Annotated in this window: 21 protein-coding genes and 1 pseudogene; 16 read left to right on the top strand and 6 right to left on the bottom strand. The window is 69.4% G+C overall.

Annotated features, from left to right (window positions below; all coding sequences use genetic code 11):
* Nucleotides 1–4: 4 nt before the first annotated feature.
* The 5 genes from F1C12_RS12345 to F1C12_RS12325 all read left to right on the top strand — a co-directional run bounded on the left by F1C12_RS12345 (nt 5) and on the right by F1C12_RS12325 (nt 3,968).
* A complete protein-coding gene (locus F1C12_RS12345) occupies nt 5–1,177 on the top strand; it encodes an ROK family protein (RefSeq protein ID WP_258045874.1) in 1,173 nt (390 codons plus the stop codon).
* Between the two features lie 122 nt (nt 1,178–1,299).
* Nucleotides 1,300–1,899, top strand: coding sequence for a TetR/AcrR family transcriptional regulator (locus tag F1C12_RS12340; RefSeq protein WP_185275296.1), 600 nt, complete (start codon nt 1,300–1,302; stop codon nt 1,897–1,899).
* A 446-nt stretch (nt 1,900–2,345) separates the two neighbouring features.
* Nucleotides 2,346–3,152: a glycosyltransferase gene (locus F1C12_RS22890; RefSeq protein WP_374939529.1), complete on the top strand. Its 807-nt coding sequence runs from the start codon at nt 2,346–2,348 to the stop codon at nt 3,150–3,152.
* 5 nt (nt 3,153–3,157) lie between these two features.
* Entirely contained in the window at nt 3,158–3,418 is a 261-nt protein-coding gene (locus F1C12_RS12330) for a response regulator transcription factor (RefSeq protein ID WP_185275294.1), read from the top strand.
* A gap of 61 nt (nt 3,419–3,479) precedes the next feature.
* Nucleotides 3,480–3,968: a GNAT family N-acetyltransferase gene (locus tag F1C12_RS12325; RefSeq protein WP_185275293.1), complete on the top strand. Its 489-nt coding sequence runs from the start codon at nt 3,480–3,482 to the stop codon at nt 3,966–3,968.
* A 1-nt stretch (nt 3,969) separates the two neighbouring features.
* Here F1C12_RS12325 and F1C12_RS12320 read toward each other — a convergent pair whose 3' ends face one another.
* Complete coding sequence (locus tag F1C12_RS12320; protein ID WP_185275292.1) at nt 3,970–4,851, bottom strand: MurR/RpiR family transcriptional regulator; 882 nt, start codon at nt 4,849–4,851, stop codon at nt 3,970–3,972.
* Between the two features lie 182 nt (nt 4,852–5,033).
* Between F1C12_RS12320 and F1C12_RS12315 the strand changes: the two genes are divergently transcribed.
* The 9 genes from F1C12_RS12315 (at nt 5,034) to F1C12_RS12275 (ending at nt 17,486) form a co-directional block, all read left to right on the top strand.
* Entirely contained in the window at nt 5,034–6,581 is a 1,548-nt protein-coding gene (locus tag F1C12_RS12315; RefSeq protein WP_185275291.1) for an ABC transporter substrate-binding protein, read from the top strand.
* Between the two features lie 79 nt (nt 6,582–6,660).
* Nucleotides 6,661–7,626: an ABC transporter permease gene (locus F1C12_RS12310; protein WP_185275290.1), complete on the top strand. Its 966-nt coding sequence runs from the start codon at nt 6,661–6,663 to the stop codon at nt 7,624–7,626.
* The gene (locus F1C12_RS12305) at nt 7,623–8,516 is read left to right on the top strand and encodes an ABC transporter permease (RefSeq protein WP_258045873.1); all 894 of its coding nucleotides are present in this window, start codon (nt 7,623–7,625) and stop codon (nt 8,514–8,516) included. The genes F1C12_RS12310 and F1C12_RS12305 overlap by 4 nt, the downstream gene beginning before the upstream one ends.
* Nucleotides 8,516–9,451 carry an N-acetylmuramic acid 6-phosphate etherase gene (gene murQ, locus F1C12_RS12300; RefSeq protein WP_185275289.1) on the top strand — a complete coding sequence of 312 codons (936 nt, stop codon included), beginning with the start codon at nt 8,516–8,518 and terminating at the stop codon, nt 9,449–9,451. The genes F1C12_RS12305 and murQ overlap by 1 nt, the downstream gene beginning before the upstream one ends.
* Nucleotides 9,451–10,662 (top strand): anhydro-N-acetylmuramic acid kinase, encoded by a 1,212-nt coding sequence (locus tag F1C12_RS12295; RefSeq protein ID WP_185275288.1) that lies wholly within the window; start codon nt 9,451–9,453, stop codon nt 10,660–10,662. The genes murQ and F1C12_RS12295 overlap by 1 nt, the downstream gene beginning before the upstream one ends.
* Nucleotides 10,659–11,837, top strand: coding sequence for a serine hydrolase domain-containing protein (locus F1C12_RS12290; protein WP_185275287.1), 1,179 nt, complete (start codon nt 10,659–10,661; stop codon nt 11,835–11,837). Before F1C12_RS12295 ends, F1C12_RS12290 begins: the two co-directional genes overlap by 4 nt.
* On the top strand, nt 11,834–13,480 hold the full coding sequence (locus F1C12_RS12285) for an ABC transporter ATP-binding protein (RefSeq protein ID WP_185275286.1): 1,647 nt from the start codon (nt 11,834–11,836) through the stop codon (nt 13,478–13,480). The genes F1C12_RS12290 and F1C12_RS12285 overlap by 4 nt, the downstream gene beginning before the upstream one ends.
* A gap of 18 nt (nt 13,481–13,498) precedes the next feature.
* The gene (locus F1C12_RS12280) at nt 13,499–16,288 is read left to right on the top strand and encodes an FAD-binding and (Fe-S)-binding domain-containing protein (RefSeq protein ID WP_308457985.1); all 2,790 of its coding nucleotides are present in this window, start codon (nt 13,499–13,501) and stop codon (nt 16,286–16,288) included.
* A gap of 166 nt (nt 16,289–16,454) precedes the next feature.
* Complete coding sequence (locus F1C12_RS12275; protein ID WP_185275285.1) at nt 16,455–17,486, top strand: MFS transporter; 1,032 nt, start codon at nt 16,455–16,457, stop codon at nt 17,484–17,486.
* Between the two features lie 5 nt (nt 17,487–17,491).
* Here the strand turns inward: F1C12_RS12275 and F1C12_RS12270 are convergent, their stop codons facing one another.
* The 3 genes and pseudogenes from F1C12_RS12270 to F1C12_RS12260 all read right to left on the bottom strand — a co-directional run.
* On the bottom strand, nt 17,492–18,019 hold the full coding sequence (locus tag F1C12_RS12270; protein ID WP_185275284.1) for a putative immunity protein: 528 nt from the start codon (nt 18,017–18,019) through the stop codon (nt 17,492–17,494).
* Between the two features lie 12 nt (nt 18,020–18,031).
* On the bottom strand, nt 18,032–18,352 hold the full coding sequence (locus F1C12_RS12265; RefSeq protein WP_185275283.1) for a DUF7882 family protein: 321 nt from the start codon (nt 18,350–18,352) through the stop codon (nt 18,032–18,034).
* Between the two features lie 131 nt (nt 18,353–18,483).
* Nucleotides 18,484–18,780: pseudogene (locus F1C12_RS12260) on the bottom strand (fatty acid desaturase family protein); the annotation flags it as partial.
* A gap of 171 nt (nt 18,781–18,951) precedes the next feature.
* Between F1C12_RS12260 and F1C12_RS12255 the strand changes: the two are divergent.
* Together F1C12_RS12255 and F1C12_RS12250 are read left to right on the top strand one after the other, a co-directional pair.
* A complete protein-coding gene (locus tag F1C12_RS12255; protein ID WP_258045872.1) occupies nt 18,952–20,085 on the top strand; it encodes a tyrosine-type recombinase/integrase in 1,134 nt (377 codons plus the stop codon).
* Nucleotides 20,086–20,104: 19 nt separating this feature from the next.
* Entirely contained in the window at nt 20,105–20,455 is a 351-nt protein-coding gene (locus tag F1C12_RS12250; RefSeq protein ID WP_185275282.1) for a helix-turn-helix domain-containing protein, read from the top strand.
* 1,199 nt (nt 20,456–21,654) lie between these two features.
* Here F1C12_RS12250 and F1C12_RS12245 read toward each other — a convergent pair.
* Both F1C12_RS12245 and F1C12_RS12240 read right to left on the bottom strand, forming a co-directional pair.
* Nucleotides 21,655–22,692 carry a fatty acid desaturase family protein gene (locus tag F1C12_RS12245; RefSeq protein WP_185275281.1) on the bottom strand — a complete coding sequence of 346 codons (1,038 nt, stop codon included), beginning with the start codon at nt 22,690–22,692 and terminating at the stop codon, nt 21,655–21,657.
* Nucleotides 22,693–22,840: 148 nt separating this feature from the next.
* Nucleotides 22,841–23,047 (bottom strand): cold-shock protein, encoded by a 207-nt coding sequence (locus F1C12_RS12240; protein ID WP_185275280.1) that lies wholly within the window; start codon nt 23,045–23,047, stop codon nt 22,841–22,843.
* Nucleotides 23,048–23,361 lie beyond the last annotated feature (314 nt).

The raw sequence follows: 23,361 nt of genomic DNA, 5'->3' as shown, positions 1-23,361 counted from the left end.
GGCGATGGACATGAACGACGAGGTGCGGACACGGACGGCGCTGCTCGGCTCGTCGTCCGACGCTGCCACGCGCGTGTTCACCACGATCCTCACCAGGAGCCCGATCAGCCGGATCGACGTGGCCAAGCTCACGGGCCTGTCGCAGGCGGCCGTGACCAAGGCCGTCGCTCCGCTGGTCGCCGTGGGACTCCTGAACGACTCGCTCGGGCCGACCCTGACCGGCCTGCCCGGCCGACCGGTGAGCCCGGTCGCGCTCGTTCCCGACGCGGTGGTGACGCTCGGGATCAAGGTGAACGCGGACGAGCTGATCGGCGTCGCCACCGACCTCACCACACGGGTGATCGCGTCGGAGCGGTTGCCGCTGACATCGCAGGCACCGACGGAGGTCGCCGACGCGATCGTGGAGCTCTGCGGGCTCTTGGAGACGGGCCTCGACGGACTGGGCTCTCGGCTGGCGTCCGTCGGCGTCGCCGTGTCGGGTGATGTCGACACCGAGAAGGGCGTCGTCCGCGACTCCGCGCTGATGGGGTGGAAGGGCGTCGAACTGGGCGCCGCGCTCCAGGAGCGGCTCGGCAGGCGCGTGGTGGTCGAGAACGACGTGCGGGCGCTCACCATCGGCGAGCACTGGTTCGGCGTCGGGCTCGGGACGAGCTCGTTCGCGATCGTCACCATCGGCCGCGGCATCGGCTCCGGCCTGCACCTGAACGGCGAGGTCGTCGAGGGCGCCTACGGAGTGGCAGGCGAGATCGGTCACCTCCCGCTCACGTCGCCCGACAAGGTGTGTGCGTGCGGCCGTCGCGGCTGCGTGGAGGCGGTGGCCTCCACGACGGCGATCGTGGCCGCGATCTCAGCCGCGCACGGGCGTCCTGTCACGATGGGCGAAGCGGTGGAGCTGCGGAGGGCCGGGGACGGCGCCGCCGTCGAGGTCTTCGACGAGGCGGGCCGGGTGATCGGCGCCGCGATCGCGAGCCTGGTCAATCTGGTCGGCCCGGAGCTCGTCGTGATCGGTGGAGAGGGAGTGGCCGACTTCGATCTCATCGAGGAGCCGCTCCGCCGCTCGTACGCGGAGCACGTGTTCGCCTCCGCCGATCAGTGCGAGCTTGCCGTTCGGCCGCACACGTTCGAGGACTGGGCGCGGGGTGCGGCGGCGACCGCGATCCGCGCGCTCGTGGTCTGATCCGTTCCACGCCGACCCCGGAAGATGGCCGAGATCCCAGTGATTTCGGGGGTCGCTCGCCCGCCGCTCGCCCGCCGGTCGATTCATTGACTCGTTCTCATTTTAACGTTAGTCTGACTAACATGAAATCCGAGCCGGTGCGCCCTTACCGTATGGTCGCGCGGGCGGAGTCCGCCGCCGCGACGGCCGAACGGATCATGGACGCCTACGCTGAGCTGTTCACCCAGCGTCCCTCGGACCAGATCGGGCTCGATCAGGTCGCCGCCCTGGCCGGCGTGACGGTCCAGACCGTCCTGCGGAGGTTCGGCAGCAAGGAGAAGCTCTTCGCTGCGACCACCAAGCGGGAGGCGGGGCGGGTTCGCGACGATCGATTCACCGTCACGCCGGGCGATGTGGCCGGCGCGGTCGCGAACCTCATCGACCACTACGAGGAGATGGGCGACCTGGTGATGCGCATGCTCGGCGAGGAAGAGCGAGTCCCCGCCATCAAGGAGATAACGGACAACGGCCGACGCCTGCACCGTGACTGGTGCGAAAAGGTGTTCGCCCCGTTCTTGCCACCCGCAGGAAGCGATACCGGTGATCGGCGTCGCGCACAGTTCGTAGCTATTTGCGACGTTTACACCTGGAAACTCCTGCGCCGCGACAGTGCTTTGAGCCGTCGCCGCACAGAGGCGGCCATCGTCGAGATGCTCGCACCGTTCACGAAGGAACCGCTCTGATGTCAACCGTTCTTGCCTACACGTCACCGGCGATCGGACACCTCTACCCTCTGACTCCGATCCTTCTCGAGCTCCGTCGGAGAGGCCATGACGTGCATGTGTGCACACTGGAGAGCCGTGTCGAACTGATGCACGGCCTCGGGCTCGCAACCCGACCGATCGATCCGGGAATCGAAGCCCGGCCGTTGAACGATTTCACGGCCAAGGGACCGAGACAGGCACTGTCGTTGGTCGCCGATGTCTTCGCAGCCCGTGGGGCGTTGGAAGCGCCGGATCTGGAAGCGGCGATCAGCGACGTGCGACCCGATGTCGTCATCATCGATGTCAACAGCTGGGGAGCAGGCTTCGCCGCCGAAGCCTGGGGAGGGCCGTGGGCGACGTTCGCCCCATACACGCCCGCCCTGCACTCTGCGGGGACACCGCCGTTCGGGCCGGGGTTGGCACCCATGACAGGACCGCTCGGCGCGGTCCGGGACGCCGTCGTCGGCCGGATGGTGCTCGGGGCCGCCGAGCGCGGAATGCTCCCTCGCCTCAACGAGCTGCGTCAGAGTCTCGGGCTCGCCCCGGTCGCATCGGCGGAGGAATTCGCCCGCAAAGCACCGCTCATGCTTGTGGCCACCGCCAAACCGTTCGAGTACGCGACCACCGAGTGGGGACCGGACGTCGTCATGATCGGCGCATCGGCATGGGAGCCGCCGGCAGAAGAACCCGCCTGGCTCGACGACATCACCGCGCCGATCGTGATGGTCACGACATCCTCGGAGTTCCAAGACGACACGGTCCTGGTGCGGACGGCGCTCGAAGCGTTCCGCGACCAGCCCGTCCACGTCATCGCCACCATTCCGGTCGGTGTGCCAGCCGACTTGGATGTCCCCGCCAACGCCACGGTCGTCGACTACGTCGCGCACAGCGTGGTCCTCCGCCGCGCCGCCGTGGCCGTGACGCACGGTGGGATGGGAGCGACGCAGAAGGCACTCGCCTACGGTGTCCCGGTCTGCGTCGTGCCGTTCGGTCGCGACCAGCTGGAAGTCGCCCGGCGCGTGGAGGTCAGCCGATCCGGCACACGGCTGGCACGGAAGAAGCTCACTCCCTCCCGTCTCCGGACCGCGGTCGACCAGGCGATGGGCATGCGCGCGGGAGCAGAGCGGGTCTCCCGCGGGTACGCCGGCACAGGCGGTTCGCGCACGGCGGCCGACGCGATCGAGCAGCGCCTGCTCAGTCTGCCGGCGACAGCGGATCCTCCGCGGAAGTGATGAAAATGTACGACTCAATCCCCGACCCACGAGGATCGATACACCGCTTCGCGACGGTCGAATGGAATCCGGCGGAACTGACCGCTCGCGAGGTCCAGGTGATCCGCTATCTGACGACGGGTATGACCGCCTTCGCCATCGGCTCGCGCCTCGGCATCTCAGCGTCCACCGTCCGCAAACACCTCGAGCACGCATACGGCAAATTGCAATGCCACGACAAGGTGTCCGCCATCAACAGAGCACGTGAGGGCGGCCTGATCCCTTAGGTCGACGGTGAGGTGGACGGTAGCCTACTCACCACAAGAGGCCGCACAACCCGGAGGACACATGCCCGCGATCCGACACGCCACCGCGGCCGACGCCGCGGCATTCACGCAGGTGTTCCTGGACTGCTGGCGGGTCAGTTACAGCCAGATCATGCCCGAGGCGCTGATCGAGCGGATGACGCCGGAGCGTGCGCTCTCCCTGTGGCAGGACGCGCTCGGCGCCGGCGACGACACCTACCTGGCGGTGGAGGACGCCGACGGCGGTGTCGCCGGATTCATCGGGTTCCGGCTCGCCGGCCCGCACACCGGTTACGTCAGCTCCCTGTATGTCTCCCCGTATGCGCAGGGCGGCGGGTACGGGCGAACGCTGCTCGCCAGCGCCGAACAGGGATTGCGCGACCTCGGCGCACGCGACGCCACACTGTGGGTGTTCGAGCAGAACGCGCCATCGCGGGCCTTCTACGAGAAGGCCGGCTGGCGGCTCGACGGCACCAGGGAGACGCTCGCCGAATGGGGCGAGCCCCAGGTCGGGATGGCGCGGGAGCTGTGACTCAGCTGCCGTTGCGTCGCGGGCGACGGCGTCCCTCGACCGCCGCGAGCGTGGCGGCCAGCGATGCGGTCACGTCCTCCGGGCGGCGCTGGGCCACGCCCATGAAGATCACGTCCACGATCATCAGCTGCGCCATCCGGCTCGACATCGCCCCGTAGCGGAAGCGGGTCTCGCGGGACACGGTCGTCAGCACCGCGTCGGAGAGCTGGGCAAGCGGGGAGTCCGGGAAGTTCGTGATCGCCACCGTGAACGCTCCCGCGCGTTTGGCCGTCTCGATCGCCGACAGCGCTTCCTCGGTCTCGCCGGAGTGCGAGAATGCGATCGCGACCAGGCCGGGGCGCAGCACGGCCGCACTGGTCAGGGCGAGGTGGGCGTCCGTCCAGGCGTTGGCGAACAAGCCGATGCGCCGGAGCTTCTGGCCGAGGTCCTGGGCGGCCAGGCCGCTGGAGGCGGAGCCGTAGACGTCGATGAACGGCGCCTCGATGATCGCGTCCACGACGCGGTCGACCTCATCCAGGTCCAGGGCCTCCGCCGTCTCCTCCACGGCCCGCGCCTCCTGGAAGGCGAGCTTGCGCACGACATCGCGCGTGGAGTCGGCGGGGTCGATGTCGCCCTCGGATACGCCGAAGTGATAGCGGCGGCCGCTCTCGTCGACGGCGGCCCGAGCCAGGGCGAGGCAGAAGCTCTTGTACCCGTCGAATCCGACGTTGCGGCAGAACCGGGCGACCGTCGCGGTGGAGGTTCCGCACCGGGCGGCGAGCTCGGTGATGCTCAGGCCGGCGACCGTGGCAGGCTCGGCGAGTGCGACCTCGGCGATCCTCTGCTCGCTGCGCCGCAATCCCGGAAGCGCCTGGCGCAGCCGCACCAAGATGTCCTCGGTCATCCCCGACCTCCTCGTCTCTGCTCAGGTTCACCGTAGTGGGCGGCGTGTGGACTTAAGGATCCATTAGTGCTAAAAAATTTACAACTTGGAAACGTAGGAGGAATATTATTCTCCTATCGTTCCCGGCAACGTCGCCGACGTTGTTGCTCACAGAGGCGCAACACCCACCAAGGAGGCCCGAAATGAAGGTCAACCGCTTCAGCCGCTCGGCGATCGTCGCCGGCGCCGCGGTTGCCGCCGCATCCATGCTGCTCGCAGGATGTACAGGCACCAGCAGTTCCCCCACCGCGTCGGCCAACCCGAACGCGACCCTCGTCTTCGGCATCACGGCCGACCCCACCCAGACGATCCCCTGGACGATCACGTCCGAGCAGTCCGTCCAGGTGCTCCAGCAGGTCTACAGCCCGCTCCTGACGACCGACAAGAACGACGCTCCGGTCGCGAACCTCGCCGATCTGCCGAAGGTGTCGTCGGACGGCCTGACCTACACGTTCACGCTCAAGAGCGGACTGAAGTTCAGCAACGGCTCCGCACTCGACTCGACGGACGTGAAGTATACCTACGAGAAGATCATGGACCCGGCGTCGAAGGCGAGCTCGCGGTCGTACTTCGCCTCCGTGGCCTCCATCGACGCACCGTCGCCGACCTCGGTGGTCGTGCACCTGAAGAAGCCGGACGCGTCGTTCCCGTCGGGGCTGACCGCGGTGAACACCGGCATCGTGCCCTCCGACGTCCCGCTGGACAGCCTGCAGACCAACCCGGTCGGCTCCGGCCCGTACAAGTGGGTCTCCCGCGTCGCGAACGAGTCGATCTCGCTCGAGCGGAACACGGACTTCTTCGCAGGCAAGCCCGGCGCCGCCAAGCTCGAGTTCCGGATCATCCCGGACGAGCAGTCGATGGTGTCCGCGCTGAAGACCGGCTCTGTCAGCATCGCCGTCTTCGACAACCCGGTCACCGCCAAGACCGCCACGTCCGCCAAGACCAAGACCGAGCAGGCCAACTCGCTGCAGTACCACGTGCTGCAGCTGCGAGCGGCCTCCCCGGTCCTGGCGAACGTGAACTCCCGGCTGGCGATCCAGTGCGCGATCTCCCGTCAGGATGTCATCGACACCGCCGCCCTCGGCTCGGGTGACGTGACCGGTCCGATCACCTCCCCGCAGTACCGTTCGGACCCGAACGCGCAGCCCTGCGCCAAGCAGGACCTGAACAAGGCGAAGGACTACCTGAAGAAGGCCGGCACCCCCAACGGCTTCACCCTCAACGTGATGACGTCGCAGGGCCTCTACTCCACCGCGGTGGACGAGGCGCAGAACGTGCAGGCTCAGCTCGGCAAGGTCGGGATCAAGGTCAACGTGCAGTCGCTGGACTCGAACGCCTATGTCCAGAAGTGGCTCGCCGGCGACTTCGACGCGGCCATCGCGCAGAACTCGGGCAGCGCCGACCCGAACACCATGTACGCCCGCTACTTCACGTCGACCGGCACGTACAACAAGGTCGCCGGCTACAGCTCGCCGGAGCTCGACAAGCTGTTCGCCGACGGCATCGCCACCACCGATGTCGCCCAGCGCAAGTCCATCTACACGGATGTGACGAAGCAGCTCGTGGACAACGCCGCGTGGGTCTGGCTGTTCACCCCGAAGGAGTACATCGTCCACAGCTCCGGCATGAGCGGCCTCGAGACGCGTTACGACGCCGACATGAGCCAGCTGTGGAAGGCGACCCTCTCCTGACCGGCCAGCCGGGACGGGTGGGAGGCCTCCAGCCCACCCGTCCCGGCGCGAACCCACTCCGACTGTGATGACACGACTCATGCGCATCCTCCGCCACCCCGTCACCCGACGCATCGGCGAAGCACTCCTGACCCTCCTCGGAGTGTCCATCCTCACCTTCATCGTCCTGCGGGTCGTCCCCGGCAATCAGATCACGGCCGCGTACGGCACCGCAGCAGGCGACCTCAGCCAGGAGCAGATCCGGCAGCTCGAGGCGTACTACGGCCTGGACAAGCCGCTCATCGTCCAGTACTTCGACTGGCTCGGCGGCGTGCTCACCGGCAACCTCGGAATCAACACCACCTCGCACCAGACGGTGGCGGCGATGACCGCTCAGGCGCTTCCGAACACCATCGAGCTGGCGATCTTCTCGATCATCATCGGTCTCGTCCTCGGCGTCCCCGGCGGAGTCTTCGCCGCCAACCGGCCCGGCAAGGTCGGCGACAACGTCACCCAGTTCGGGAGCCTCCTGGCGCTGTCCATCCCGTCCTTCCTCCTGGCCACCGTGCTGGCGACCTGGCTGGCCAACTCCTTCGGCTGGTACCCCAACGGCGAGGGCTACAAAACGTTCCTGCAGGACCCGGCGCTGAATCTGCAGCAGATGCTCCTCCCATCGCTGGTCCTCGGAATCAGCATCGCGCCGCCCGTGCTGCAGACCACCCGCACGGCGATCCTCTCGATCCGCGCCGAAGACTACATCCGCACCGCCCGCGCGAAGGGCGTCCCCGAGCGGCGGCTCCGGGTGCGGCACATCCTGCGCAACGCCCTGATCCCGGTGGTCACCATGACCGGCCTGCAGTTCGGATTCCTCCTCGGCGGCGCCCTCGTCGCCGAACAGATCTTCGCCATCCCCGGGATCGGACGCCAGGTCCTGCTCGGGCTCACCCAGAAGGAGTACGCCGTGGTGCAGAGCACCGTGCTCATCATCGCGACCCTGTTCGTGCTGGTGAACCTCCTCACCGACATCGTCTACCGGATCGTCGACCCGAAGGTGCGTGTGCAATGAGCGCCGCTACCGAGATGAGCAACGTCCCCGACGTCGCCCTGGACTCCAGCCGCCGTTCCCACGCATGGCGTGCCGCGTTCCGCTCTGTCTCCGGCGTCGCCGGAATCATCCTGATGGGGATCGTCATCGTCCTCGCGCTGATGGCCGCGTTCGGGCTCACGCCGTACAACCCAGCCCACCAAGATGTCACGCAGGCGCTGCAGGCGCCCAGCGGCACACACTGGTTCGGCACGGACCAGTTCGGACGCGACACCTTCTCCCGCGTCGCCTCCGGCCTGGCCAACTCCCTCCTGATCGCGATCGTCTCCGTCGCCGCGGCCGCCGTCGTTGGCACGCTGCTCGGGGTCCTCGCCGGGTTCTACCTCGGCGTGACCGACCGGCTGGTGGGCATCCTCACCAACGTGCTGTTCGCGTTCCCGTCGCTGCTCCTGGCCCTGGCGCTGGCGGCGACCCTGCAGCGCAGCTGGTTCACCGTCGCGATCGCGATCGCGATCGTCTACATGCCGATCTTCGCCCGCGTCGCCCGTGGCCCGGTGCTCTCGCTGCGGTCCGCCGACTACGTGTTGGCATCGACCGCGATCGGCCGCAAGCGCTTCTCGACCCTGTTCGAGCACGTCGTGCCGAACATGCGCGGCATCCTCGTGGTCCAGGTCACCCTTTCGCTGTCCTGGGCGATCCTGACGGAGGCGGCGCTGAGCTTCCTCGGGTTCGGCACACCGCCGCCGGCGGCATCCCTGGGAGGCATGGTCTACGAGGCGCAGGCGCTCACCAGCGTCGCACCGTGGATGCTGCTCTTCCCCGGCGCCGCGCTGATCTGCGCCGTCATCGGCCTCAACCTGCTGGGCGACAGCCTGCGCGCCGCTCTCGACCCCAAGACCGGAGGCCGCTGATGGCTACCAACTCACCAGACGCCGAACTCGACGAGTTGATGACCGAGGCGGTCGCCGACAACGAGATGATGCTCGACGAGCTCAGCGTCGCCGAACTGGTCACCCTGATGAACAACCGGGACGCCCGCATCCCCGGCGCCGTCCGCGACGCCCTCCCCACGATCATCGAAGCGATCGACGCGACGTCGGAGCGGATGCGTGCCGGCGGGCGTCTCATCTACGTCGGCGCCGGCACGAGCGGTCGGCTCGGGGTCCTCGACGCCTCGGAGATCCCGCCGACCTTCGGGACCGACGGCGATGTCGTCCTCGGGATCATCGCCGGCGGGCCGACCGCGCTCGTCAGCTCGATCGAGTCCGCCGAGGACAGCGAGGAGACCGGCCGGTCGGACCTCGAACAGGTGGACCCGGGCCCGCTCGACACGATCGTCGGAATCGCCTCCAGCGGCAGGACCCCCTATGTTCTCGGCGCCCTGCGGCTCGGCAACCAGCGCGGCTCCCTCACGGTCGGCCTCTCCTGCAACCTGGACGCGCCGATCTCCGAGGTCGCCCAGCACGGCATCGAGATCGCGGTCGGGCCCGAAGTCGTGACCGGATCCACGCGACTGGGCGCGGGGACAGCCACCAAACTGGTGCTGAACATGTTCTCCACGATCAGCATGATCAAGCTCGGGAAGACCTACAAGACGCTCATGGTCGATGTGAAGGCGACGAATGCGAAACTCGTACGCCGCGCCGTCCGCATCGTGACCCTCGCGACCGGCGTCGACGACGCCGCCGCGCGCACCGCACTCGATGCGGCCGACTGGAACGCCAAGCTCGCCATCGCCACGGTCGTCACCGGGATGAGCGTCGACGACGCGCGCACCGCATTGTCCGCCGCCGCCGGGGTGCTCCGGACGGTCGTGGAGACCGCACCACGCGCAGGGCAGCTCTGATGCGCGTCCTCGGCATGATCTCCGGCACCTCCCACGACGGGATCGACGTGGCCATCGTCGACTTCCGAACCGTCGAGGGCGGCGTCACCGGCCGGATCGAATACGCCACCTCCACCCCGTACAGTGCGCGGCTGCGGACGAAACTGATCCAGGCGTTGCCGCCGGCGCGGGTGGGATTCGACATCGCCTGCGAACTCGACACCGAGATCGGGCAGGAGTTCGCCGCCGCAGCGGCGGACGCCATCGCGGCCCACGCGCGGGCGGGCTCCGGACCGGTCGACCTCATCTGCTCGCACGGCCAGACCGTGTTCCACTGGGTCGAGAACGGGCGCGCGCTGGGCACCCTCCAGCTCGGGCAGCCTGCCTGGATCGCGGAGGCCACCGGCCTCCCGGTCGTCTCCGACGTCCGCGCCGCCGACGTCGCCGCGGGCGGTCAAGGCGCACCGCTGGTCCCGATCCTGGACACGATCCTGCTGGAGCGGTTCACCGCCGCCGGCACACGAGCGGGAGCGCTGAACCTCGGCGGCATCTCCAACGTCACGGTCATCGCGCCAGGAGCCGATCCGGTCGCCTGGGACATCGGCCCGGCGAACGCTCTCATCGACGCCGTCGTCACCGCGTCTGCGGAGACACCGGACACCTTCGACCGGGACGGCGCGCTCGCAGCCGCAGGAACGGTGGACGACGTGCTGCTGGAGAGCCTCCTCGCCGAGCCGTACTACAGCCTCCTGGCTCCGAAGAGCTCCGGCAAAGAGCTGTTCCACCTCGACCACGTACACGGCCACCTCGCGGCGACCGGCCTCCGACCGGCACTGACCGACCTGGTCGCCACGCTCACCGAACTGACCGCGCGAACCGTCGCGGACGCGATCCGGGCGGCCGGAGTGAACGTCCTGGTCATCTCCGGCGGCGGGGTGCGCAACCCCGTCCTGGTGCGCCGCATCACCGAGCTGCTCCCGGCCGTGGACGTGCAGGCCAGCGACCGGATCGGGGTCCCCGCCGACGACAAGGAGGCCGTCGCCTTCGCCCTCATCGGGTGGGCCACAGCGCACGGTCTGCCGTCCAACGTCCCCAGCTGCACCGGCGCGTCGGGCGACCGGGTCATCGGGCGGCTCACACCGGCGCCGGACGGCAGCCTCCCCGAAGCGGACGCCCTCGACGGCTGGCCGCGGGTGACCTTCCAGGGCGCGGCGGGCGAGGTCGTCGCATGAGTGTCATCGCCACGTACGCCGACCGGCTGCTCCAGCTGGGCGGCGCCGGTGCGCACCCCGCCGGCGGCATCGTCGGTGTGCGAACCGGGGCCGACGTCGAGGTACGCACAGCCGGCTGGGCGGTGCTGCCCGGCTCCGGCGTCGCGCCGGTGCCCATGCGACGCGGGCAGCTGATCGACCTGGCCTCGGTCACGAAGGTCGCCGCGACGACCGCGATGGCGATGCGGCTTGTCGCCGACCGCCGCCTCGACCTGAGCGCCCGCGTCGGCAGCTTCCTGCCGGCGTTCGCGGGCGGCGCCAAGGACGACGTCAGCGTGTACCAGCTGCTCACGCACACGGCCGGGCTGCGCCCGTGGTGGCCGCTCTACCTGGAGACCACGGACCGCGACGAGGCGATCCTGCGTGCGCAGGAGCTCCCGCTCGCCTCCGCACCGGGAACGGCCTGGCGCTACTCCGACCTGGGGCTCCTGCTCGCCGGCGCCGTCGTCGAGGAGGTCACCGGTGAGACGCTCCGGGACGCGTATCGGACGCTGATCGCCGACCCGCTCCGGCTCACCAGCGGCTACGGGCCCGTGCCGTCGGAGACCGCGGCGACCAGCGCGGACAGCGACGCGTACGAGTTCCGGATGGTCGTCACCGGCACTCCGTACCCGGTCCCGTTCACCGCCGGCCGGTTCACCGGCTGGCGCAACACGCCCGTGCGCGGCGAGGCCAATGACGGAAACGCCGCCCACGCTCTGGGAGGCGCGTCCGGCCATGCCGGCCTGTTCTCCACCGTCGACGACCTCCTCACGCTGGGGGCGGCGCTGCGCGGCGGCGAGTTCGTCCCCGAGGACGTCCTCGCCCGGTTCAGCGAGCCGAACCCGATCCGCCCCGACCAGGCTGTCGGATTCCGCCGAAGCACCCTCGACGTCGCCGGAGACCGCGTGACCCTGCTCGGCCACGGCGGATTCACCGGGACGTGGTTCGGGTTCGGCCTCGACCACGACGTCGTCGTCGCCGGCGGTGCGATGAGACTCTGCGGAACCGTCGGCGCGATCCCGGACGACGGGACGTCGCCGCAGCTGCCCGAACTCGTCACCGTCGACGCCATCCAACGCGTCCTGCTCGACGCCGCTGCCGCGACCCTCCACGGACGGCACTCCTTCACCACGACACAGGCTGAGGAACGATGAACTCCACCAATCAGGACTCCACCCGCGAACCCGTGCTGAGCATCCGCGACCTGTCGGTCACGTTCACGACGTCGCACGGCGAGGTCGAAGCGGTCCGGAACGTCAGCCTCGACGTCGCGGCGGGAGAGACCGTCGCCATCGTCGGCGAGTCCGGCTCCGGCAAGTCGACGCTCGCGGCGTGCGTGAACCGGCTCCTGGCCGAGAATGGCCGGATCTCCTCCGGGACGATCACGCTGAAAGAGATCGACATCACTGCGGCGAGCGAGAAGGCGATGACTTCGATCCGCGGCAACCGGATCGGTCTGGTCCCGCAGGACCCGATGACGAACCTGAACCCGGTGATGAAGATCGGGGCGCAGATCGTCGAAGCCCTCCACGTGCACGGTCGCGCCAAGGGCGATGCGGCGAAGCAGGAGGCGATCCGCCTGCTCGAACACGCCGGCATCGCAGACGCCCCCGCTCGTTTCAACCAGTACCCGCACGAGTTCTCGGGCGGGATGCGTCAGCGCGTGCTGATCGCGATGGCGCTGGCGTGCCGCCCCGAGGTGCTTCTCGCCGACGAGCCGACGTCCGCGCTCGACGTCACAGTGCAGCGGCTGGTCCTCGACCAGATGGGGCAGCTCGCCGACGAGATGGGCGCGGCCGTCCTCCTCATCACGCACGACCTCGCGCTCGCCGCGGAGCGGGCGGACCGGGTCGCGGTCATGTTCCGCGGCGAGATCGTGGAGACGGGACCAGCTGCCGAGCTCGTCGCGAACCCGCAGCACGAGTACACCCGCCGTCTCCTCGCCGCGGCGCCGGGAATGGCCAGCGCGAAGGTCGCACCGGTGCTGGCGGCCACCGCCGACGGCCGGGAACGCGAGATCCTGCTGGAGGTGACGGGAGCGGTCAAGAAGTACCGGATCCGCGGGAAGGCGGAGCCGTTCCTCGCGCTCGACGATGTCAGCCTGAAGATCCCGCGGGGTGAGACCGTCGCCATCGTCGGCGAGTCCGGTTCGGGCAAATCGACCACCGCGCGGCTGGCGTTGAAGCTCGAGGACGCCGACGGCGGGACGATCACGTACCGCGGAGCCGACGTCTCCACGCTGTCCAAACGGGAGCTGCTGGAGTTCCGCCGATCGGTGCAGCCGGTGTTCCAGAACCCGTACGCGTCGCTGGACCCGCGCTACACGATCGAACAGGTCGTCTCCGAGCCGCTGCGTGTGCACAAGATCGGCGACGCGTCCAGCAGGAAGAAGACCGTCGCGGACCTGCTCGACAAGGTCGCCCTCCCGGCGTCCTTCGCCGACCGGTACCCGCACGAGCTCTCCGGCGGTCAGCGGCAGCGGGTCGCGATCGCTCGCGCTCTCGCCCTGAACCCCGAGCTGGTGGTGATGGACGAAGCGGTGAGCGCGCTCGACGTGCTCGTGCAGGAGCAGATCCTGGACCTGATGGTGTCGCTGCAGCGCGACCTCGGCCTGTCCTACCTGTTCATCAGCCACGACCTGGCCGTCGTCCGCCTGGTCTCCCACCAGGTGTACGTCATGCGCGCCGGCACGATCGTGGAGAGCGGCGAACCGGACGCGATCTTCGACTCCCCGCAGCAGGAGTACACCCGCCAGCTGATCGCGGCCATCCCCGGCCATTCCCTCGCGGTCGCCTGAACAGCGGAGGACCTTCCTGTGGCACTCACCGCGGACCTCGCCGCCCGCCTGGAACGACTGGCTCCCGGAACCGTCCGGGATCGCGCCATCGACCGGCTGGCGATGTCCCACGACGCGTCCCACTACCTGATGACACCCCTGAGCGTGGTCACGGTGCAGGACCGCGACCACCTCGCCGGCCTGATCAGGCTCGCCGCCGACACCGCTGTGCCCGTCGGTTTCCGGTCCGGCGGAACCAGCCTGTCCGGTCAAGCGTCCACCGACGGGCTGCTCCTGGACACCCGCAAGAACTTCCGCGCCATCGAGGTCCTCGACGGCGGGGAGAGCGTCCGCGTCCAGCCAGGCGCGACCGTCCGGCAGGTCAACGCCCGCTTGGCCCGGCACAAGCGCAAACTCGGCCCGGACCCGGCCAGCGAAGCCGCGTGCACGATCGGCGGTGTCGTCGCGAACAACTCCAGCGGGATGTCCTGCGGCACCGAGTTCAACACGTACAACACGATCCGGTCGGCGGTGCTGGTGCTGCCGAACGGCGCGGTGCTGGACACCGGGGCAGCCGACGCGGACGAGCGGCTGAGAGCCGTCGCCCCGGACCTCTGGTCGGGATTGGCCCGGTTGCGGGACCAGGTCCGCTCCGACCCGCGGACGGTCGCCACCATCGAGCAGCAGTACGCCATCAAGAACACCATGGGCTACGGCGTCAACGCGTTCATCGACCACGACTCGCCCGCCGAGATCCTGCTGCACCTCGTCGTAGGAAGCGAGGGAACGCTCGCCTTCGTCGCCGAGGCCACCTTCGCGACCCTTCCGATTCGATCGCACGTCGCCACCGGGATGCTCTACTTCCCGACACTCGCTGACGCGACAGGCGCGCTGCCGGCCTTGGTCGCATCCGGGTTGGCGACCGTCGAGCTCCTGGACGCCACCGCTCTGAGAGTCGCCCAGCGCGACCCGGGCGCCGACGAGGAACTGCTGAGCCTGCGGGTGGAGGACCACGCCGCGCTCCTGGTCGAGTACCAGGAGCAGGACGCCGACGCGCTCGCCGCTCGCCTGACGGCGTGGGACCGACTCGCTGGCGGCCTTCCGCTCGCGCAGCCGGCGACGCTCACCCAGGACGCAGGCCGGCGCAACGCACTCTGGCACATCCGTAAAGATCTGTACGCCACCGTCGCCGGCAGTCGGCCCTCCGGCACGACCGCGCTCCTGGAGGACATCGCCGTCCCCGTCGCTGCGCTCCGCGAGACATGCGAGGGACTCATCGAACTGTTCGACCGTCACGGTTACGAGGACAGCGTCATCTTCGGGCACGCGAAGGACGGCAACATCCACTTCATGCTCACCGAGCATTTCGACGACCCGCGTTCGAAGGAACGGTACGCCGCGTTCACCGAGGAGATGGTCGCTCTCGTCCTCGATCACGAGGGGACGCTGAAAGCGGAGCACGGGACCGGCCGGATCATGGCGCCGTACGTACGCCGCCAGTTCGGTGACGAGCTCTACCAGGTGATGTCCCGCGTCAAGGAGCTCGCCGACCCGTCGGGGCTGCTCAACCCCGGCGTCCTCCTGAACGAGGATCCGGACGCGCCGCTGCAGAACCTCAAGACGACCCCGACCGTCGAGAGCGAAGTCGACCGGTGCGTGGAGTGCGGCTACTGCGAACCCGTCTGCCCCAGCAAGGACCTCACCGTCACGCCGCGGCAGCGCATCGTCCTCCGCCGGGAACGCGAACGGGCAGTGCGCGCCGGCGACCTGGAGCTCGTCGCGGAGCTCGACCGCGACTACGGGTACGACGGCGTGGACACCTGCGCCGCCGACGGGATGTGCCAGACGGCGTGCCCGGTCCGTATCGACACGGGCACACTGGTGAAGCGCCTTCGTGCCGAGCGGGAGGGATCCGTCCTCTCCGCCGGCTGGAACACCGCCGCGAAGCATTGGGGTCTGGTCACCCGGGCCGGGGCGGTCGCGCTGAACACGGCGAAGGTCCTGCCCACCCCGTTGGTCCGCGCGGCCACCGACGTGGGACGCGCGGTCCTCGGAGCCGACAACGTCCCTCGCTACGATCGCATGATGCCTCGCGGCGGCGCGAAACGGCGTCCGCAGCAGAACGCCGACGCGGTCGCCGTCTACGTGCCCTCCTGCATCGGGTCGATGTTCGGGCCCGCCGACGCGTCGCAGGGCGTGCGGGAGGCGTTCCTCGCTCTCTGCGCCCGCGCGGGCGTGCAGGTGCTGGTCCCGGAGGGAGTGGACTCGCTGTGCTGCGGGACGCCGTGGACATCGAAGGGGAACCTCGACGGTCACGAGACGATGAGCGACACTGTGCTCGCGGTGCTTCGGGAAGCGACCAGGGGCGGCGAGCTTCCCGTGATCTCCGACGGCGTCTCGTGCACCGAAGGGTTCCTGCACCTGGCCGCCGGCAGCGGGCTGACGGTGATCGACGCCGTCCCGTTCATCGAACGGGAGGTTCTCCCGAAACTGACGGTGAGCCGCCCGGTGGAGTCGATCGCCGTCCATCCGACGTGCTCGTCCACCCACCTCGGCGTGACGGACCCGATGCTCGCCGTCGCACGAGCGATCAGCCCGGACGTCGTCGTTCCCGACGGCTGGGGATGCTGCGGTTTCGCCGGGGACCGTGGAATGCTGCACCCCGAGCTCACCGCGTCCGCGACCCGGGCGGAGTCGGCGGAACTCGCCGGCCGCACCTTCACCGCGTACGCGTCCGCGAACCGGACCTGCGAACTCGGGATGACCCGGGCGACGGGCAAGCCCTACCGGCATATTCTCGAACTGCTCGATGACGCGACCCGAGCCTGACGCGGGCGCCACGAGTCCGGAGCGCACCCCCGCACCGGCCGGGAGGGATGGGGCGCGTGGGCTTCTGCCGTCGTTGTTCTTCGCCTTCGGCTCCCTCGGCGTCACGGGTGCGACCGTGCCTGCTGCGATACCGGGTGTGGCGGCCCGTCTCGGAGTCGGATCCGAGGTGTTGCTCCCGGGCGTCTCGCTGCTGTTCTTCGGCCTGCTCGCCGGTGTCCTGGTGGCGGCCGTGCCGGGAATCCGGGCGACGGCGCTGCTGCCGGTGGGGCTGGCGCTGCAGGGAGCCGGCCTCGGCGTCATCGCCTTCGCGGACTCCACGCCGATGTTCTTCGTGGCTGCGGCGACGGCGGGGGTGGGCTTCGGGTTCGTCGAAGCCGGCGCGACGACGCTCGCCCGGGTCCACTCGAGCACGTCCACTCCCGCGCGGCTCGCGTGGTTGAACGGCACGTCGGCCGTGGCCGCGGCCTGCGCGCCGCTCCTGATGGCTGTCGTACAGCTGGACGCGCTCACGGTGACGACGCTCACGATCGTCGCGGTCCCGGTCGTCGGGCTCGCTGTCGCGCTCCGGTTTCGCTCCGGCTGGCCGAGCGCCCCGTCACCGCGCGCGGGCCGGCCGCGGGCGGCGGGCGGCGGGCGGAGGCGGCTGCTCATGCTCGCTGCGGCCCTGTTCCTCTTCGTCGGCGCGGAGACCATCCTCTCGGGGTGGTCGAGCGTCCTCCCGCAGACGCTGCTCGACCTGTCGCCCGCGTACGCCGCTGTCGGCACGTCGGTGTTCTGGATCCTGATGGCGGGAGGACGGTTCCTGGGCGCGATCGTGGTCAGAGCCGGCGTGCAGGCGACCAGTTGTTTCGTGGTGGCCGGCGTCGTCGCGTCGGCGTTGACCGTCGCTGCCGCGTTCATCACGGACTCGTCCGTCTCGGCGGTGCTGCTCTGCGTGGTCGTGCCGTTGGTCGCTCCCGGATACGCGCTGCTGCTCGGTTCAGCGTTGACCGGGGTGCCCGGCTCGGCCGCCGGCCGGACAGCGGGCTGGCTGATCGCGACCGGGTCTGCCGGCGGCGCCGCGATCTCCCTCGTGGTCGCGGGCGTGTTCGGCTCCGCCCCCACCGCGGTGCTGTCCAGCGTCGCGGTCCTTCTGACCTGTGCCGCCGCCGTGACGTGGGGGTCGCGTCCAGGTCCCGCTCGTGCGCGCCAGGACTGAGATCCTCAGAGCCGCTCCTGCAGCCTCCGGATGGCGTCGCCCAGCACACCCGTCGTGAGGAGGCCGGACCCGAGCGGGCCTGCGCGGTCCTCGCCGAGCGGCGGCAATAGGGCGAGCGCTGCGCGGGTCTGCTCGTCCAGCAGGGCGAGCTGCCGGTCGACCTCCTCCTCGGCGGCCGTCGGCGCGGCGTTCGGAGCGAGTGCGACCGCCTGCGCCGCGTACGCCGCGGCGCCGAGGGCGTGCGCGCCCATGTGCGCGACCGCGGCCGCTTGCGCCGCCGAACGGGCGGCGGCGATGGCGGGAGCGGAGGTCGCGTCCCGCGCGGCGCGGCCGGCGACGAAACGGTTCCGGATCTCCCCGGCCGTATCGAGCTCACCGCGTGCGAAGGCCCTGGCGCGGGCGATCGCGTCGCGAGGCCGCTGGTCCTGCGGGGCCTCGGCCTCGAACAGTGCGAGCACGCGGGAGGCGCAGTCGGCCGCCCACGCCGCCACCAGGCGCCGATCGGCGAGGCTCAGGGTCTGCGATGACGGCACGCCGTGCAACGGCTAGGCGGACTCGAGCGCCCGCAGCGGCGCGCGTTCCTCCGATTCGATGATCAGCCCGCGGGAGCTCTCGGCGGAGTCCGCGAGCTGTGCGAGCCAGTCCCCGTTGAGTGCGGGGGAGCGGGATCCGTCGAAGTGGAACCGCAGGTTGCTGGACGGGTGGAGCCAGATGCTGGTGCGTCCGCCGCCGACTGCGGTGACGTCCTTCCACGACATCGCGAAGCTCTGGCCGTGCCGGAGCTTGTTGACGATGACGATGTGCAGGTGCGCGAGCGTACGGTCTTCGAACGGGTAGTCGTGGTTCTCGTAGCTGAGGTAGCCCATGATGTTGCCCTCCTCGGTTTGTCCGGAAGGGGGCAAAGATTCGGCTGCCAGGCGAGGCTTCACGTCAACCGGAGGGTGTCTGCCCAGTCTGACCCATCCGACGGCAGAAGGCGAGCGGACGGAGACGATTGTCAGGCGCGGCGGAACCGCTGGGCCGCGGGGCAGTCGAACGGGTCGCGCGCGGCGAGCCCGACCCGGTTCAGGTAGCGGATCACGATCCGGTACGAGTTCACGAGCCCGGTCTCCGTGTAGGGGATGTCGTGGGCGGCGCAGTGCGCCCGGACGAGCTCCCGCGCGCGGCGCAGGTGCGGCCGGGGCATGTTCGGGAAGAGATGGTGCTCGATCTGGTGGTTGAGGCCGCCCATCAGCACGCTCATCGTCCAGCCTCCGCGGATGTTGCGCGAGGTCAGCACCTGCTTGTTCAGGAAGGCTGGGGAATTGCATCTGATGCAGGATTCAGGGATTCGAGACCGGCCGAGGCTGCGTCGCCTCGGGCCCTGTGGTCGCTGCGTAGAAACGCCACATGAGGTGCTGCGGTGCGGAAACGAGGAGCGAACCTCACCCCGGATCGTGCATCTGATGAATGATATCATCATCGGGTGTCGGTGCGAGGTGCGGATGGTCCCGAGGAGGAGCGGTCGGTGCGCGTTGCTCAAGGCAGCCCAGCGGCGCGGCTGCTCACACCGGGCGTGGCGCTGTTCGCCGCCGAGGAGACCGTGCTCGCGGCGATGCTGGAGGGCTGGGAGCTGCAGCAGCGGTCCCGAATGCTGTCGGGGTTGACGATCGAGCGTCGGCTGTTGACGGTTCGCCGGTTCGCGTCGTTCACGAACGACTACCCGTGGCACTGGACGCCGGGCGATGTCGAGGCGTGGACGGCGGAGATGGTCTCGGCGGGGATGGCGCACTCGACGGTGCGGAACTACCAGATGGCGGTGTCGCTGTTCTGCGGCTACCTCTCCGATCCCCGTTATCAGTGGCACGAGGTCTGCGAACGGCACTTCGGAGACGTGCCGGTGCAGGTGTTCCACGAGTGGAACACGGTGATCCATCGCAGCGACTACGAGGGGCGGCCGGGCAACCGGCCGCTGTCGCGCGACGAGCTCCAAGCGTTCTTCGACTATTGCGACCAGCGCGTCTCCCAGGTGCAGTCGACGGGCCGCAAGGGCTGGCTGGCGGCGTTCCGCGACGCGACACTGTTCAAGACGATCTACGCCTGGGGTCTGCGCCGGCGGGAAGCCTCCAAGTTGGAGACGGTTGACTGGTCGGGCAACGCTGCGGCTATCGGGTTCGGCCGATACGGGGCGCTGGCCGTCCGCTACGGCAAAGCACTGCGCGGCAGCCCGCCCAGGCGTCGCACCGTTCTGACCACGATGGGGTGGGCGGCCGAGGCCGTCGCGGAGTGGACGGAGGAGCTTCGCCCGCTCTACGACGCGACAGGCACGGCGTTGTGGCCGACTGAGCGGCGCGCCCGCGTCAGCGCGGATGCGATCTCGCGACGGTTCGCCGAGTACCGGGACGCGATCGGTCTGGACCGGAACCTCGGCCCGCACTGCCTGCGCCACTCGTATGCGACGCATCTGCTCGAAGACGGCTTCGACCACTTGTTCGTGCAGCAGCAGCTCGGCCATTCCTGGGGCTCGACGACCGCGATCTACACGACCGTCGGCGCCGACTACAAGAACAAGGCGCTGCGCCGAGCCCTCGACCGCGCCTTCCAGCCCGAGACCGAGTGAGACCCCGAGGAGGAACACGATGGCACGCACACCCCAGCCCCGCCTGGGATACCGATGGCACCTGCGACGGCTGATGGCCGCCCAGGAGATGTTCGCCACCACGACACTGGTTCCGCTGCTCGCCGAGCGCGGCATCGTCCTGTCTGAAGCGCAGGTATATCGGCTCGTCACCGGCACCCCCGAGCGGTTGAGCCTGCGCACTCTGACCGCGCTCTGCGACATCCTCGGCTGCACCCCGAACGACCTCATCGAGCCCGTCGCCGAGACCGCAGCCGTCAAAGCTACCGGCACCACCGGGAAACCCACTGCCGTCTCGGCCACGGCGAAGACCCGCACCCCGCGGCGCGCGGATATCACCCGCAGCAAGTGACGGGACAAACCTGTCAGCTCTGCGACCGCGCCGCGATGCCCGGCCGTGGGCTCTGCTCGCGTTGCAGCAAGGGCGTCGGTCGAGTGCGCGGCGACTGCTCCCGCTGCGAGAAACCGGATCGGCTGCTCGACTTCGAGGGCCGCTGCCGATGGTGTCGTGAACGAGCCAGGAAACACTGCCAGGACTGCAGCCGCAGTGACGTCCTCCTCGTCGGCATCGACGGGAACCGTGTCTGCAATCCCTGCGCGCTGCGGCGGCACCTTGACCGCGTGCTCACCGGAGACGGCGTGCTCGCCCCGCTGCACGCGTCGGTCCTCGCCGCGGAACCCCTCACGACCCGCCGCTGGCTGACCCGCACCCGCGACCTGCTGCGCGACCTCGACACCGGCCGCATCCCGCTCAGCCACGACACCCTCGACCGGTTCCCGCAACGCCGAGCAGCCGAGCATCTGCGCGCGCTGCTGATCGCCGCTGGGCTCCTCGAGCCGGACCCTCATCGAAGCCTGCGCCGCCTCGAAGCCCGCGTCCTGGATCTGACCGCACCGCTGGATCACGAGCACCGGCAGCTCGCGACGCGCTGGCTCAACTGGAAAGTCCTGCCACGGCTGCGGACTCTGGACGAGCAACAGCGCGTCGACATCAGCGCGCGCAACGCTACCCGCCAGATCGAACAGGTCGTCGCCTTCCTCGCTGGACTGCAAGACGTCGACCGGCATCTGGACGAGGCAACCCAGCACGATATCGATTCGTGGTTCGCGGGCCCCGGCGCCATCCGACACGTCGTCCGCCCGTTCCTCACCTGGGCACGCCAGAACCGTCAGCTGCCCCGAGAGATCGAGCTCCCGCCCACCTACGTCGGACAGCCCGTCACCCCGATGGACACCGAACAGCGTTGGCAGATCGCCCGGCGACTGATCACCGACGACACCCTCGATCCCGCCGACCGGATCGCCGCCGCGCTCATCGTGCTCTACGCGCAACCGGTGAACCGGGTCGTTGCGCTCACGACCGACGACGTGACCGTCACCGAGACCGGCACGAACCTCGCCCTCGGCACTGACGCGCTCGAACTGCCCGAGCCGTTCGCGACCGTGATCCGCCAACTCCCGGTCCGCCGCCGCGCCGGCACGGCCGAGCAGCTCCCGACCCGATGGCTGTTCCCCGGAAACCACGCCGGCACCCACATCACCCAGAACGCTCTAGCGAACCGGCTGCGCCGAACACTCGACATCCAGCCGAGGCAACTGCGCCTGGCCGCAGCCGAGCAGCTCACCCGAGAGATCCCGCCCGCGATGCTCGCCAGCATCCTCGGACTGCGCCCACTCACCATCGTCCGCATCAGCGCGAACGCTGGCGGCTCGTGGGCGAACTACGCCGCCGACCGGCAGACCTGACAGCGAGTATTCACGGGGTTCGAATACGCCAACCCTGCCAGTCAAGTCGACGCGGGAGCCGGCGGGCAGCAGCGGCATGCCCTTGTGGTTGGGGGCGAAGGAGGCCCCCATGTAGACGCCGAACACGGCGAGCTGCACGCCGAGGAACGCGAACGCCATGCCGACCGGGAGCATCAGGAACAGGATCGTCAGATAGATCGAGAGCCGCAGCCCGATCGCGACCAGCTCCGTGCGGCGGCGCTCGACCGGCCCGCGTGCGAGCAGCGACCGGATCGAGGTGACATGGAGGTTGACGCCCTCCAGCAGGAGCAGCGGGAAGAACAGGTAGCCCTGCCGGCGGGTGATCGCGGCGAGGAGGCCGCGTTGCCGGGACGCGTCCTCCACCGTGAACGAGATCGTGTCGAACGCGATGTCGGGGTCTTTGCCCTCGGTGTTCGGGTTGGCGTGATGACGGGTGTGCTTGGTCATCCACCACTGGTAGCTCATGCCGACCAGCCAGGTCGCGATGAGCCGGCCGGCGCGGTCGTTCGTCGGGCCGGAGGCGAACACCTGGCGGTGGGAGGCCTCGTGGCCGAGGAAGGCGAACTGGGTGAAGATCAGTCCAAGCGCGGCGGCGATGAGCAGCTGGAACCAGGAGTCACCGAGCAGCACGAATCCGGCGGCCGCGCCGAGCAGGCCGACCGTGAGTGCGGAGAACATCGCGATGTAGAAACCGCGGCGGCGTTCGAGGAGGCCCTCGCCGCGGACCCGCCCGAGCAGCTCGTTGTAGGTGCTGGTGACCGGCGCGCGCGTCTCCGTGCGGGGCCGGGTCTTCAGGACGGGCCCGAGAGTGGATGCGGTCATGCGTTCCTCCGCGGTGTCGTGACGACTTCCCAGCCGAGGATGTGGGCGAATGCCCGAGATGGCGCAAGCGTAGGCGCGCTTGCTGAGTGTTCGTCGGTGCGTTCGTTAAAGAAACGGTGCCCGGCCTTTCGGCCGGGCACCGGATCCATCAGGCCGGGCGGATGTTGGCGGCCTGGGGACCCTTCGGTCCCTGCGCGAGGTCGTATTCGACCTTCTGGTTCTCGTCGAGGTTGCGGTAACCGCCGGTGGAGGCGATCTCGCTGTAGTGGGCGAAGACGTCGGCACTGCCGTCATCCGGGGCGATGAAGCCGTAGCCCTTTTCCGAGTTGAACCATTTGACGGTGCCAGTGGGCATCTTTTCTTCCTTCATTCTTCGGGAGCCGTGAGGACGGCTCCGGTCGCCGCGCCCGATTCGGCGCGGACGGGGGTGGGCGCCACGGCGGACGCAGTGCGGGAGCGGCGCAGGCGAGAGAAGCGCTTGCGCCCCCGGCAGGCTGCCGGCGGCGCCGGCAGGACGCGAGAGGCGGTCGAACGCCCGGAATCGCCCATCGGCGAGTTCAGCCATGCCGGCGTACTCGTCGTCGATGGTGGCGACCCAGGTCGTGTCGTCGGCCTGACGCCAGAGGAGTGCGGCTGATCGCCGCGGGAGAGTGGTGATGGTGAGTCCTT

The organism is Leifsonia shinshuensis, assembly GCF_014217625.1.
Classification (GTDB): domain Bacteria; phylum Actinomycetota; class Actinomycetes; order Actinomycetales; family Microbacteriaceae; genus Leifsonia; species Leifsonia shinshuensis_A.
This window is presented reverse-complemented; position numbering and strand designations above follow the sequence as displayed.

Coding starts and splice junctions, on each gene's coding strand:
- F1C12_RS12245 (WP_185275281.1), bottom strand. CDS start 22,692: ATGACCGCATCCACTCTCGGGCCCGTCCTGAAGACCCGGCCCCGCACG.
- F1C12_RS12290 (WP_185275287.1), top strand. CDS start 10,659: ATGAGTGTCATCGCCACGTACGCCGACCGGCTGCTCCAGCTGGGCGGC.
- F1C12_RS12265 (WP_185275283.1), bottom strand. CDS start 18,352: ATGGGCTACCTCAGCTACGAGAACCACGACTACCCGTTCGAAGACCGT.
- F1C12_RS12295 (WP_185275288.1), top strand. CDS start 9,451: ATGCGCGTCCTCGGCATGATCTCCGGCACCTCCCACGACGGGATCGAC.
- F1C12_RS12250 (WP_185275282.1), top strand. CDS start 20,105: ATGGCACGCACACCCCAGCCCCGCCTGGGATACCGATGGCACCTGCGA.
- F1C12_RS12285 (WP_185275286.1), top strand. CDS start 11,834: ATGAACTCCACCAATCAGGACTCCACCCGCGAACCCGTGCTGAGCATC.
- murQ (WP_185275289.1), top strand. CDS start 8,516: ATGGCTACCAACTCACCAGACGCCGAACTCGACGAGTTGATGACCGAG.
- F1C12_RS12310 (WP_185275290.1), top strand. CDS start 6,661: ATGCGCATCCTCCGCCACCCCGTCACCCGACGCATCGGCGAAGCACTC.
- F1C12_RS12315 (WP_185275291.1), top strand. CDS start 5,034: ATGAAGGTCAACCGCTTCAGCCGCTCGGCGATCGTCGCCGGCGCCGCG.
- F1C12_RS22890 (WP_374939529.1), top strand. CDS start 2,346: ATGACAGGACCGCTCGGCGCGGTCCGGGACGCCGTCGTCGGCCGGATG.
- F1C12_RS12345 (WP_258045874.1), top strand. CDS start 5: ATGGACATGAACGACGAGGTGCGGACACGGACGGCGCTGCTCGGCTCG.
- F1C12_RS12240 (WP_185275280.1), bottom strand. CDS start 23,047: ATGCCCACTGGCACCGTCAAATGGTTCAACTCGGAAAAGGGCTACGGC.
- F1C12_RS12325 (WP_185275293.1), top strand. CDS start 3,480: ATGCCCGCGATCCGACACGCCACCGCGGCCGACGCCGCGGCATTCACG.
- F1C12_RS12320 (WP_185275292.1), bottom strand. CDS start 4,851: ATGACCGAGGACATCTTGGTGCGGCTGCGCCAGGCGCTTCCGGGATTG.
- F1C12_RS12305 (WP_258045873.1), top strand. CDS start 7,623: ATGAGCGCCGCTACCGAGATGAGCAACGTCCCCGACGTCGCCCTGGAC.
- F1C12_RS12340 (WP_185275296.1), top strand. CDS start 1,300: ATGAAATCCGAGCCGGTGCGCCCTTACCGTATGGTCGCGCGGGCGGAG.
- F1C12_RS12330 (WP_185275294.1), top strand. CDS start 3,158: ATGTACGACTCAATCCCCGACCCACGAGGATCGATACACCGCTTCGCG.